Origin of the sequence: Alloalcanivorax venustensis (assembly GCF_047495515.1) — a bacterium.
GTDB classification, from domain to species: Bacteria; Pseudomonadota; Gammaproteobacteria; order Pseudomonadales; family Alcanivoracaceae; genus Alloalcanivorax; species Alloalcanivorax venustensis.
The window spans coordinates 1,892,788-1,905,972 of sequence record NZ_CP179934.1; the positions used below are offsets into that span (position 1 = coordinate 1,892,788).

At 67.7% G+C, this 13,185-nt stretch carries 6 protein-coding genes; all 6 read left to right on the forward strand.

The genetic code is table 11. The features are described from left to right. The first annotated feature begins 59 nt into the window (after nucleotides 1-59). The 6 genes from ACMG4O_RS08995 to bcsD all read left to right on the forward strand — a co-directional run bounded on the left by ACMG4O_RS08995 (nucleotide 60) and on the right by bcsD (nucleotide 13,182). Nucleotides 60-2,027: a polysaccharide biosynthesis protein gene (locus tag ACMG4O_RS08995; RefSeq protein WP_414433647.1), complete on the forward strand. Its 1,968-nt coding sequence runs from the start codon at nucleotides 60-62 to the stop codon at nucleotides 2,025-2,027. 639 nt (nucleotides 2,028-2,666) lie between these two features. Then, entirely contained in the window at nucleotides 2,667-3,092 is a 426-nt protein-coding gene (locus ACMG4O_RS09000) for a hypothetical protein (protein ID WP_142948439.1), read from the forward strand. Continuing rightward, nucleotides 3,086-3,874, forward strand: coding sequence for a cellulose synthase operon protein YhjQ/BcsQ (locus tag ACMG4O_RS09005; RefSeq protein WP_255442357.1), 789 nt, complete (start codon nucleotides 3,086-3,088; stop codon nucleotides 3,872-3,874). Before ACMG4O_RS09000 ends, ACMG4O_RS09005 begins: the two co-directional genes overlap by 7 nt. 48 nt (nucleotides 3,875-3,922) lie before the next feature. Continuing rightward, entirely contained in the window at nucleotides 3,923-8,311 is a 4,389-nt protein-coding gene (bcsA, locus tag ACMG4O_RS09010) for a UDP-forming cellulose synthase catalytic subunit (RefSeq protein ID WP_414433648.1), read from the forward strand. A 10-nt stretch (nucleotides 8,312-8,321) separates the two neighbouring features. Further along, entirely contained in the window at nucleotides 8,322-12,713 is a 4,392-nt protein-coding gene (locus ACMG4O_RS09015; protein ID WP_414433649.1) for a cellulose synthase subunit BcsC-related outer membrane protein, read from the forward strand. A 1-nt stretch (nucleotide 12,714) separates the two neighbouring features. Then, complete coding sequence (gene bcsD / locus ACMG4O_RS09020) at nucleotides 12,715-13,182, forward strand: cellulose biosynthesis protein BcsD (protein ID WP_142948443.1); 468 nt, start codon at nucleotides 12,715-12,717, stop codon at nucleotides 13,180-13,182. Nucleotides 13,183-13,185: the final 3 nt, after the last annotated feature.

A 13,185-nucleotide genomic window follows, 5' to 3' on the forward strand; every position in this document is an offset into this window, starting at 1 on the left:
ATACAGGGCACATCAGAATACGGGGTCCGAACACTGGGGACCGACAAGGAACTGTCAAAATGGCTCTAAGCGCGATGCAGCGTAGCGTCTCGCGGGTGCTTCAGTGCAGCCGCTGGCAAAAGCGCGGGATCATGATGATCGCCGACGCCCTGATTTTGCCGCTCCTGTTGTGGGGCGCCTACGCCCTGCGTTTCAGCACCGTGCAACCGGTGGTCCACGACAGCTGGCTGTTTCCCGTCGCGGCGCTGACCAGCGTGGCGATGCTGTATGTGTGTGGCTTCTACCGCTCGATTCTCCGCTATCTCGGCTCCGAAGCCGCCTGGTCCATCGTCACCGGCATGGCCGCCTCGGTGATCACCCTGGCGGCGATGTCCTACATGGTGCCCGCCGAGGTACCGCGCTCCATCTTCGTGATCTACTGGCTGCTCGGCACCATGTATCTGGGCGCCAGCCGTTTTCTGGCGCGCCGTTTCCTGTTCCGGGTGATGGCCGGCTACCTGAACCGGGAGCGGGTGGCGGTATTCGGCGCCGGCGAGGCGGGCGCGCAGCTGGTGGCGGCGCTGCAATCCGGCCGTGAGCTGAACCCGGTGCTGGTGGTGGACGACGACCCCGGCAAGCAGGGCTCGCTGCTGTGCGGCGTGCCGGTGGTCAACCGTCAGGGCCTGCAGGCCAAGGCCAAGCAGGGCGCGGTGACCACGGTGCTGCTGGCGCTGCCCACCTTGCCCCGGCACCGCCGCATGGCACTGGTGAACTGGCTGGAACAGCTCGATATCCGCGTGCAGACGGTGCCCACCTTCAACGATATTGCCAGTGGCCGCGCCCGCCTGGACGAGATTCAGGACGTGGCCATCGAGGACCTGCTGGGCCGTGACACCGTGCCGCCCAGGCTGGACCTGCTGAGCCGCTGTATCAGCGGCAAGCATGTGCTGGTCACCGGCGCCGGCGGCTCGATCGGCTCGGAGCTGTGCCGTCAGATCGTCAAGCTGGCGCCGGCGCGGCTGGTGCTGCTGGAACAAAGTGAAGTGGCGCTCTATGACATCGAGCGGGAACTGCGCGGCCTGATCGAGCTGAGCGGCCGCGACACCACCCTGGTTCCGATGCTCGGCTCGGTGGTCAACCGCGGGCATGTGCAGCGCCTGTGCCGGGAAAACCGCATCGACACTCTCTATCACGCGGCCGCCTACAAGCATGTGCCGATCGTCGAGGCCAACCCGGCGGCGGGCGTGCGCAACAACATCATCGGTACCCTGGCGGCGGCGGAAGGCGCCGAAGCCGCCGGTGTGAAGCACTTCATTCTGGTCTCCACCGACAAAGCGGTGCGCCCCACCAACGTGATGGGCGCCACCAAGCGGTTCGCCGAGATGGTGCTGCAGACCATGGCGGCGCGCGGCAGCGAGACGGTCTTTTCCATTGTCCGCTTCGGTAACGTGCTGGGCTCCTCGGGCTCGGTGGTGCCGCTGTTCCGCGATCAGATCCGCCAGGGCGGGCCGGTCACCGTGACCCATCCGGAGGTGGTGCGTTATTTCATGACCATTCCGGAGGCGTCGCAGCTGGTGATCCAGGCCGGCGCCATGGCCAAGGGCGGCGAAGTGTTCGTGCTGGACATGGGCGAGCCGGTGCGGATTCTCGATCTGGCGCAGACCATGATCCGCCTGATGGGGCTGTCGGTGCGCGACGAGTCCAACCCGGAGGGCGACATCGAGATCGTGTTCAGCGGCCTGCGGCCGGGTGAGAAGCTGTTCGAAGAGTTGCTGATCGGCGATGCCAGCGTGCGTACCGAGCACGAAATGATCATGCAGGCCCACGAAGAGACGCTGTCCGACAGCGATGTGGTGACGGCCATGGAAGCCTTCCGCGCCGCCCTGGACCGGGGCCAGTCCGAACCTCTGAAAGCGCTGCTGCGCAGCTACGTCAACGGTTACCAGCCGCGCCAGGAAGACGGCGAGGCGCCGGCGGCACGCGGCGGCGTGGAGCCCGTCGACACGGTGATCGACCCTCAAGTGGCGTCCGGAAAGGGCGTCCATTAAAAAGGGCGCCATAAAGGCGCCCCGGGCTCGAAGTGACGGAGACTCTTAAAAACATCACTCGATACTTCGCGGTCCGGCCACATCCGTGTTGTTTGATATCCATTCCGCGAAGCGCAAGAGCCTGCCACTGTGAGACCCGGGTCTCAATTCACAGCCTGATACTTTCTGTATACCCCTGCCTGCTTACTGCCTTCTTCCCGCCCATAAAAAAGGCGCCCGTGGGCGCCTGAAGTCACACAAAACGACTGTGAAACGATGCCCCGGGGCCTACGGGAAGGGGGTGAGATAACCCCGGGGCACACTCAAATCCTGCCATTTTGTGATACGCATCACAATATGCATTTCAAGTACCTTGGTACGAAAAGTCAGCTTGTGTGTGAAGAGTAATAATACTTGCCGCAATTTTTGTAATTATTAATGCTTAGTTTTAACTAGGCCGATTTTATTGTTTTACGCTCTTTAATCCAAAATACGATTAAAACCCTGGTTCTCAGCGTGTACAGCTTTTGTATCGATGTGTACCATTTCCGAATCTGTGATGGGGTTGGCATAAAAATAAATTTGTATGCGCTAGGCAATGTAATGCTTATGCCCGGGCGCAGTGTCAGTTCCAATTTGTGATCTGTACCTGGGGACGTCATGAATTCTTATCATGAAATTGAACGCTTTCAACGCAAGGCCGGGCAGGCCGATTTCCCTTTTCGTGATACCGGTACGCCGGCCCATGAGCACCGCGAGACCGGTTGGAGCCTGATCGACCAGGTCGCCGCCGGCGTGTCCGCTTCCCCTTCCACACCGTCCTCCGAACCCGACCCGGGGCCGCCGATCCAGGTAAGGCGGCCGGCGCCGGAGGTGACCGAAACCACTGAGACGCCGGCCCCCGGCGACGAAGAGGCCCAGGACGCCGCGCTGGAGCGTTTCGCCTCCTTGCTGCAGGCGCGTCACCGCCGCGAGGTGGAGCAGGACCACCCGGAAGCGGGCGACGAGCAACCGCTTAAACAATTGTTGCGCCGCATCGCGGTGGGCCCCGGCGAAAACAATGAGAGGTGGCCCACGCGGTGCTGATCGCGGTCGCATCCCCAAAAGGGGGCGTGGGTAAGACCACGTGCGCGGCGCATCTCGCCTACGGTATTGCCGCCGCGGGCTACCGCACCCTCGCTCTGGATCTGGATCCGCAGAACAGTTTGCGCCTGCATTTCGGCATTCCCCTGGGCGAAGCCGGCGGGCTGGCGCGGGGCGGCCCGCCGGCGGGCGACTGGATGGCGCGGGTGCTCAACGGCGGAGGCGGCGTCGGGGTGTTGCCCTACGGCGCCGCCGACGGCGCCCAGCGCCGCGAGCTGGACCAGGCGCTGCAGACGCCGGGGTTTCTGAGCGCGGGCCTGCGCGGCCTGGCGGAGCAGCCGGACACCGTGCTGGTGGTGGATCTGCCGCCGGGGCCGTCGCCGGCGCTGGACGCGGTGTCGCCGCTGGCCAACCTGCGGCTGACCCTGTTGCTGGCGGATTCCGCTTCGGTGTCCCTGCTGCCGGGTCTGGAGGACGGTTTTTATCCGCCCGGCGTGGCGCCGGGTTCCGAGCACCGGCTGGTGCTGAATCAGGTTGATATTCGCCGCCGGCTCAACCGCGAGATTACCGAATTTATGCAGACCCGGTACCGCGACAGTCTGCTCGCCACCCTGCACCGCGACGAGGCGGTGCCGGAAGCCGGCGCCCGTCAAATTTCCGTGTTTGAACATGCCGAGTCGTCGCGCGCCGCCCGCGACCTGGGGATGCTTTGCCGGCGTTCGCTGGCGCTGCTCAAGGGGGCGGATTCAGCGGGTTATTCACCGCTTTGGGGACACAACAGGTAATTAACCATGTCGAAGAATAAAACCCGGCCGCCATTGGGGAGGCGGTGTTTGTTCGCGCTTGCCTGCTTGCTGGCGATACCACCGGTGCTGTTGTTTATCACCACGCCCATGGACGCGGGGCACCAGGCGTTGCTGGGTGCCGCCAGCGTGCTGCTGATGGCGCTGGTGAACCGTGTGCGCCCGGACTCGCGGCGTGTGTCCCTGTGGCTGGTGGCGTTGTCGCTGATCGTTTCCAGCCGCTACATCTGGTGGCGCGCCACGGCGACGCTGCATTTCGAAAGCGTGCCGGAAGCGGTGCTCGGCTACGGCCTGTTCCTGGCCGAGTTGTACGCGCTGGTGATTCTTCTGCTCGGCTATCTGCAAACGCTCTGGCCGCTGGAACGCAAGCTGGTGCCGCTGCCGGACGACACCGGCCTGTGGCCCACCGTGGACGTCTATATCCCCACCTACAACGAAAGCCTGGAGGTGGTCAGCGACACGGTGCTGTCGGCGCAGAACCTGGATTACCCCGCCGACAAGATACGCATCTACATGCTTGATGACGGCCGGCGGGAAAGTTTCGAGGCGTTCGCCAAGAGCGCCGGGGTGGGCTATATCACCCGCCCGGACAACCTGCACGCCAAGGCCGGCAACCTGAACAACGCGCTCGGTCAGACCGACGGTGAACTGATCTGTGTGTTCGATTGCGACCATATTCCCACCGCCGGTTTTCTGCAGGCCACCGTGGGCGGCTTTCTCGATGACGCCAAACTGGCGATGGTGCAGACGCCGCATTATTTCTATTCCCAGGACCCGTTCGAGCGCAATCTGGGCGTCGGCGAGGAGCTGCCCCGCGAGGGCGAGCTGTTCTACGGGCCGGTGCAGAAGGGCAACGACTTCTGGAACGCCACCTTCTTCTGCGGCTCCTGCGCGGTGATCCGCCGTGAAGCCCTGGACGAGACCGACGGCTTCGCGGTGGAAACGGTCACCGAGGACGCCCACACCGCACTGCGTTTCCAGCGCAAAGGCTGGCGCACCGCGTTCGTCAGCCTGCCGCTGGCGGCGGGCCTGGCCACCGAGCGGCTGTCCCTGCACATCGGCCAACGGGCGCGCTGGGCACGCGGCATGACGCAGATTCTGCGGGTGGACAATCCGCTGTTCGGCCGCGGCCTGACCCTGGCGCAGCGGCTCTGTTATCTGAACGCCATGCTGCATTTCCAGTTCGCCCTGCCACGGGTAGTGTTCATCACCGCGCCTTTGGCCTACCTGCTGCTCGGCCAGAACATCATCGCCTCGTCCGCCTCGATGATCTTCGCCTACGCCCTGCCGCACCTGTTCCATGCGATCTGGACCAACTCGCGGCTCAACGGCCGTTTCCGCTACACCTTCTGGGGCGAGATTTACGAATCGGTGCTCTGTTTTCATCTGATCAAACCGACGCTGGTGACGCTGTGGGACCCCAAGAAGGGTTCGTTCAACGTCACCGAAAAAGGCGGCCTTCTGGAAAAGAGCTTTTTCGACATCAGCGCGGTGCGTCCGCATCTGGTGGTGGCGTTTTTGCTCGCCCTGGGTTTGGGCAGCGGCCTGGTGCGGTTCTATTGGAACGAGTACTACGCCATCGAGCGGGACGTGATGCTGCTCAATGTGTTCTGGGCCGGCTTCAGTTTGATCACCTTGCTGGCGGCGATCGCCGCTGCCCGCGAGCAGCGCCAGGTGCGCACCAACGTGCGGGTGCCGCTGGTGCTGCCGACGTCGATCTATCTGGCCGACGGCCATGTGCTGAAAACCCGCACGCTGGACGTGTCGTTGGGCGGCGTGCGGTTGGCCAACCCGCTTGAAGAGGCCTTCGACGGCGAAGTGGAAGACGTGGAAATCCGCCTCGACGACCAGAGCGTGGTGTTGCCGGCGCGGCTGGTCGACGCCGACGGCGAGGACCTTCGTTTGCAGTTCGGCCTGATGAACCTCAGCCAGCAGCGGCAGATGCTGCGCATCGTCATGGGCCGCTACGACGCCTGGCTGGCCGACAAACCGCACCCTAAGGACCGGCCCCTGCATTCCTTCCGCATCGTGCTGCGGGTGGTGATCCTGATGTTCTTCGGCCGCTGGCTGGCGCGCGGCACCAAGGAGCGCGAGATCGACGAAACCATGCGCGCCAACCACCTCTGGCACCGTTTCATGCCCCTGGCGGTGCTCGTGCTCCTGGCCCTCCTGGCCCTCCTGGCAGTCCGCCCGGCCCTGGCCGACGATGTGCGAGCGGGCCTTGTGGGAGCGGGCCCCGCCCGCGAAAGGCCGGCAAAGCCGGCCGGCAGGATCCCAGAGACCTCCATCAAGGGCGGCGCCACCCTGGAAACCCGCCCCCACCAACAAACCCTGACCTTCCGCCAGCTAGGCCAGGTCGACGGCCTCACCCTGGCCGGCGCCCAGTCCCAGGCCGGGCTGGGTTTCTCGGTGGGCCGCGATGAAGTGGTCACCGAGGCGGAGATGTATCTCAAGCTTAATTACGGCGATGAGATTCTCCTCGGCACCGGCCGGCTGGTGGTGGAGATCAACGGCGCCCGGGTGAAAACCCTGGAGCTGGACCGCGACGCCACCGAGGCCGAATTCCGGCTGCCGGTGAACCCGGCCCTGCTGGTCACCAACAACCGCATCAACTTCCGGCTGGTGGGGCTCGCCGACCGCGCTTGCCCCAACCCGCTGGACAAGCGGGTGTGGCTCACCGTGGCCCCGTCCTCGGCGATCGAATACCAGGCCGACCGGCTGCCGCTGGCCAGCGACCTGGAAATGCTGCCGGAGCCGTTCTTCGACCTCACCTCGCAGAGCCGGCTGGACCTGCATCTGGTGCTGCCCGATGCGCCGGACAGCGACGTGCTGCGCGCCGCCGCCATCACCGCCTCCTGGTTCGGCGCCCAGGCCCGTTACCGGGGTACCCGGTTCTCGCTGCACGACAACACACTGCCGGCCGGCCACGCCATTGTGCTGAGCACCGACGCCAACCCGGTTTCCGGGCTGGGGGCGGAGAAGGGCAGCCACCTGTCGGTGATCGACAACCCGGCGGACCCCTTCTACAAGCTGCTGGTGCTGCACGGCACCGACGGCGCCGACCTGGTGCGCGCCGCCCGCTACCTGACCCTGCGCAGCGCCGAACTGAGCGGTCGCCGTCAGCCGGTGGAGGACGTGTCCAGCCCGCCCCGTGCCGCCAACGACTCGCCGCGCTGGGTCTCCACCGACATGCCGGTGGAGCTGGGCAGCCTGGTGCCCGGCGATCAGCTGCGTACCCGGGGCCTTTATCCGGGCGTCATCGACGTGGGCTTCCGGGCGTCGCCGGACCTGTTCCTGTGGCCCGGCGAAACCGTGCCGCTGCGGGTCCGTTACCGGTTCGCCGAAGGGCCCTGGCTGGACAACGAAAAGTCGCGTCTGGACGTGGCGTTGAACGGCCAGTTCCTGAAATCGCTGCCGCCACCCCGCCTGGATTGGTGGGGCAACATCAAGCGTGAGCTGGGCGCCGGCGACAGCGGCCAGCAGGAGGCGGTGATCCCGGTGCCGCCGGATCTGATCCACGGCGAAAACCGCCTGACCTTCTATTTCAATATGCGCTACACCCTGGAGGACGAATGCGACCCGGTGCTGCCCGGTGACGTGGTCAATCAGGTGTTTCCCGGCTCCACCCTGGACCTGACGCACACCCGGCACCTGGCGGTGATGCCGTCACTGTCCGCGTTCGTGGCCGCCGGCTATCCGTTTTCCGCCCGCGCCGACCTTGGCCGCACCGGCCTGGTGCTGCCGGCGGCGCCGGATCGCGCCACCCTGACCGCCGCTTTGGATCTGATGGCGCGCATCGGCGCCGCCTCCGGTTACCCCGCCTTGGGCGTGGAGGTGGCCCTGGGCGTGGGCGGTCTGCATCGTTTGCGTGACCGGGATCTGCTGGCGGTGCTGCCGTTGGAGGATCCGGCCTTGCTACGGCTGCTGCGCGGCAGCGCTTTCCAGCGCGACGACCAGGCGCTGCGCATACGGCCGCCTTCGCTCGCCGATCGCCTGCGGCATGCCGCCCTGGGCGACTGGTTCCTGGAGCACGAGGAAGCGGCCATCGCCCTGGCCGGACAACGTGAGCCCCGGGCGCTGATGGCCATGCCCTCGTCCCTGAACTCGGATCATTGGCAGGTGCTGGTCACCGCCGAGGATTCGGCGCAGCTGCCCGCCATGGCCGAGGCCCTGGGCGACAGCGAGGTGACCTCGCGGGTGCGCGGCGATTTCCTGCTGCTGGACGCGGACCAGCCGCGCGGCTTCCGCGTCAATCCGCAGCGCCTCAGCGGCGACGTGAACTGGCTGACCCAGTTCCGCTGGGGCTTCGGCAAGCGGCCGCTGCTTCTGTTTTTCCTGATGTGCGTGATTTTCGCCGTGCTGGTGATCCTGTTGGTGCCGCTACTGAAATGGCGCCAGGCGCGGCGCCTGGGTGAATAAGGAAGGGTCCATGAAACGAGCGACTTTGGCTTTGCCGATGGTGTTGTGGCTGGTGATGACGCCCGCTTGGGCGGCGGCGCAGCAGGGCAGTGAAGCGACCGGGGACCAGGCGCCCCGCGCCGGCGAATCCTCCCTGGACGCGCTGTTCAGCCAGGCCACCTTCTGGCGGGCGAACAATCGCCCGGACCTGGCCCGGGACGCCCTTGAAAGGGTGCTGGCGGTGGAGCCGGACAACGCCCGGGCGCTGCGCGGCATGGGCGAGCTGGCGCTGGCCGCCGACGACCGGGACGGGGCCCGCCAATGGCTCGACCGGCTGCGTGAGCGGGCCCCGGGCAGCGAAGACGCGGCCCGCCTGCAGGCGGCGCTGCGCCGCGAACAGATCAGCAACGGCGATCTTATGGAGGCCCGTGCGCTCGCCAAGGCGGGGGACGCCGGCGCCGCCGTGGCCCGTTACGAGGCGCTGTTCGACGGCGCCGGGCCGCCGCCGGACCTGGCGCTGGAGTATTACCAGACCCTGGCCGGCGTCGACGCCCGTTGGCGGGAAGCCCGCGACGGGCTGCAGCAGGTGGTGCGCCGTAACCCCGACGACCCGGCCGCCCGCCAGGCGCTGGCGGAGGTGCTCACCTACCGCCAGGCGACCCGCGACCAGGGCATCGAGCAGCTGGCCGGGCTGTGGCGCGACCAGGAGCGCCTGCAGGTGATCGCCCCCTGGCGGCAGGCGCTGCTGTGGCTGCCGCAGGAGCCGGCCTCGGCGGACGCGCTGCGCGACTACCTGGCGGTGCGCCCGGACGACGAAGTGGTTCGCGAGCGGCTGGACAGCGTGCTCAGCGGCAGCGGCGGCGCCGCCGTGGCGGACGCCTACGACGCCCTGGAAGCGGGCCGCCTGAGCGCCGCCCGCCGCGGGTTCCAGGGCGTGCTCGAGGACGACCCGGACAGCGCCGAGGCGGTGGCCGGCCTGGGGCTGGCCGACTTACGCCAGGGGCGCTTCGGCGCGGCGGAGCAACGGCTGGCACGGTCGATCCGCATGGCCCCCGACCGGCGCGCCGATTGGGCGCCGGCGCTGGAGGATGCGCGCTTCTATGGCCAGCTCGCCGAGGCCCGCGCCCTGAACGAGCAACAGAACTACGACCAGGCCCTGCAGGCGGTGATTCCGCTGGCCCGCGCCGGCGGCCGCCGGGGCCGCGACGCCGCCTTGCTGCAGGGCGACATTCTGCTCGCCCAGGACCGGCCCCAGGTGGCGGAGACCGTGTTCCGCGACCTGCTGGAAAGCGACGACGCCAACAGTGACGCCCGGGTCGGTCTGGTACGGGCGCTGATGGCCCAGGAACGCTACGACGAAGCCAACCGCATCTACGCCGAGCTGCCCGCCGAGGAGCGCATGCGCTACGGCTATGTGCGCGACCAGCAGAGCCAGGTGTTGCGCGAGCGGGCGCAGGCGTTGATCGATGACGGCCAGGTCTACGCCGGGGAAGCGCTGCTGCACGAAGCGGTGGCGGCCGCGCCCCGCGACCCCTGGGCGCGGCTGGCGCTGGCCAAGCGCATGCAGGCGCGCGGCCAGAGCGGCCAGGCGGCGGCGATGCTGGAGCCGCTGGAAGCGCCGGACGCCGAGCCGGAAGCGTTGCTGGCGGCGGCGCAGTTCGCCGCCGACCAGGGCCGCTGGCAACACGCCCTGGATCTGCTCGACCGCCTGCCCGCCGACGCCCGCGACAGCGACAGCCAGGCGCTACGCCGGCGCGTGGAGAACGGCGCGCGGATGGCCGAACTGGCCCGGGTGTTCGACAGCGGCGACCGCTGGCGCATCCAATCGGAACTGGAGCGGCTTTACGCCGAACCGCCGGAGACTCCGGCGCAAACCGGCCAACTGGCCAATTTCCTGGTGGAGCGGGGCGAAAGCAGCCTGGCGCTGACGCTGGTGCGCAAGGACCTTGCCAAGGGGCTGGATCGGGGCGCGCCCAAGGATTTCGTGCCCCATGCGCTGGTATTGGGGCGGCTGGGCTACGACCGCGAAGCCGGCGAGCTGCTGCGCGAGCTGGAGCGGCGCGCGGAACGCCGGCCCGGCGGCGCCGGGGCCTTCGCCGACGCGCGCCGGACCCTGTCGGTGGCGGCGGTGGATCACGCCCGCCAGAGCGGCGATTTCGCCCGCGCCTACGACGAGGCGGTGATGGCACTGTCCTCGGACCCGGATAACGAAAAGTTGGTGCTGGCGCTGGGCCGGGTTTACCAGGAGGGCGGCCTGCACCGGGAAGCGGCCACCACCTATGACTGGCTGCTGGCGCGTCCCGGCCCGCAGTTGCCGGCGCGTCGCGCGGCGGTGGCCAATGCCCTGGCCATGGACGACGTGGAGCGGGCGGAACAGTTGCTGGAAGAGGCGGCGCCGCTGGAAGACGGCGAGCTGCTGTTGCTCGCGGCCCGCACCGCGCGCCGTTCCGGCGACAGCCGCAGCGCGCTGGCGCTGGCGGAAAAGGCGGCGGACGCCCACTACCGCGACAACCGTTCCGGCGCCCCGGCGGCGCTGGCGGGCAGCGCCAACCCGTTCCGCAAGAGCGCCGGCAAGACCCCGGAGAACCGCTGGCTGGCGCTCGCCGACGGCGACGGCAACAACGATGGCGCCCGCGCCGACGTCTGGTTGCCCGGCAACCGCTCCCCCGGCAATGAGGGCCAGCACTGGCAGCCGCCGGCCCGCGAGCAGGCGGTGGCCGCCTCGGCGCCGTCCGGCGATTACTACCAGCCCGGCGCGGCGCCGCGCCCGGCGCCGGCGCCCACGCCGGTGCAGGAGAGCGCCCGCGCCGAGGCGCGCATCGACCGCTTCCGCGAGGACGTGCGCCAGGATATCGCGCCGCGCGTGGAAACCGGCCTGGGCCTGCGCAACCGGGACGGCGAGTCCGGCCTCAGCGAACTCACCGAAGTAAGCGGCGAGCTGGCGTTCTCCGGCGTGCCGTTCCGGGGCGGCCGGTTCCGCGGCGCGGTGACGCCCACCTTCCTGAACGCCGGCTCGGTGAGCGGCTCCGCCGCCGGGCGTTTCGGCTTCGGGCCGCTGGCCGAGGGCACCGCCTCCCTGGCCGGTAATCTGGAAGGCGCCTACGACCTTATCGCCGAAGTGGGGCAGAACGCCGAGCAGCTGGAAGCGGCGGAAAGCGCCGTGGACGAAGCGCAGACCGCGTACCAGGAGGCGCTGGAAGAATTCAACACCCAGGTGCCGCCGGACCCGGACGACGAAAACGCGGACGAGGTGGATCTGGTCACCCAGGAGGAACTGGACGCGCTGGAAAACCAGGTGGCGGACCTCGAGGATCAGCGCGACCAGGCGGCCAACCAGTTCGAAAACGCCACCGGCCTGAATGTGCTGAATGAGGTGGGCATTGATCTGGACGCGCTCTCCGACGAGCAGCGCGCCTTCGTGGACCGTTTCCTGGTGTCCAATTTCGGCAGCGCCGACTTCTCCCTGGAAGCGGACACCCCGGAAGAGTTCGAGGCCCGCTCGCAGGCGGTGCGTGATCTGATCGGCGGCCTGCAGGCGCGCGCCAACGGCTATGCCCGTGGCGCCGCCGCCGGCAATCAGACCGAGGCGGGCATGGGCGTGGGCTTCGGCTATCAAGGTCGGGCGTTCGCCGCCGATATCGGCAGCACCCCGTTCGGGTTCGAGATCACCAATCTGGTGGGCGGCCTGAGCTGGGCGCCCAAGCTGGGCCGCAACGGGCGCTTTATTCTCGCCGGCGAACGGCGCGCGGTGACCGACAGCCTGCTCTCCTACGCCGGGGTCGAGGACCCGGGCACCGGCGACCGCTGGGGCGGGGTGGTACGCACCGGCGGCCGCCTCGGGCTGACCTTCGACAATGGTCCGCTGGGGCTGTACGGCGACCTGGGTTTCTACCACTACGACGGCCACAACGTGGCGGACAACCAGTCGGTGGAGGCGTCCCTGGGCGGCTATCTGCGGCCGATCCGCGAGGACGGCCGCGAGCTGAAGACCGGGGTCAATGTGCGCTACATGAGTTTCGACGAGAACCTCAGCAAGTTCACCTACGGCCACGGCGGCTACTTCAGCCCGCAGGATTACGTCAGCCTGTCGTTCCCGATCGAGTATTCGGAGGACTACCGCCGCTGGACCTGGAGCGCCACCTTCGCGCCCGGTTTCCAGAGCTACAGCAGCGACGCGGCGGCGTTCTTCCCGACCCTGGCGGAGGAGCAGTTCTGGATGGAAATCCTGGCCTCTTCCGGGGTCATCGACAGCGCCTACTACGCCGCCGAAAGCGAAAGCGGCTTCGGCGTCAATCTGGGCGCCGGCCTGGATTACCGCTTGTCGCCGGGGCTCAAGCTGGGCACCCGGCTGGGTTACGACACCTTCGGCGACTACTCGGAAACCAAGGCGTCGGTGAACCTGAATTACACCCTGGAGGAATAATATGGACCGCGATGCGATCAGCGCGCGCAGCCTGGCTTACCACCGGGACCAGCAATGCGCCGTGCAGTGGCGCGATTTTCTCTCGGTTCTGGTGGCGGAGCTGGGCCAGGTGTCCGGCCGCGAGGAATCCCTGGAATTTTTCCGCCATCTGGGCCACCGGCTGGCGGAACGGCTGCCGCTGCAGGAGCAGGACACCTTGCACGGGCTGGAGCAGGCGATCAACGCGCATTGGCGCCGCATGGACTGGGGCTGGTGTTTGTTCTCCGCGCAGCAGAACATGATCACCATTCTGCACGGCGCCTGGCCGGAACTGGACAAGCGCCCCGGCTGCCTGTGGCCGCTGGCCATGGCGTCCCTGCTGGAGGGGCTCTATGAGCGCTGGCTGCGCGGGCAGGGCGGCGGCGAGGTGTCGGTGAAGATGCTCACCGCGGTGGCGGGGGAACCGATGGAATTTTGTTACGGCCGATAAGAA

Bases quoted from the DNA above. Each gene is read 5' to 3' on its own strand.
- ACMG4O_RS08995 (WP_414433647.1), top strand. From the start codon at position 60: ATGGCTCTAAGCGCGATGCAGCGTAGCGTCTCGCGGGTGCTTCAGTGC.
- ACMG4O_RS09000 (WP_142948439.1), top strand. From the start codon at position 2,667: ATGAATTCTTATCATGAAATTGAACGCTTTCAACGCAAGGCCGGGCAG.
- ACMG4O_RS09015 (WP_414433649.1), top strand. From the start codon at position 8,322: ATGAAACGAGCGACTTTGGCTTTGCCGATGGTGTTGTGGCTGGTGATG.
- bcsD (WP_142948443.1), top strand. From the start codon at position 12,715: ATGGACCGCGATGCGATCAGCGCGCGCAGCCTGGCTTACCACCGGGAC.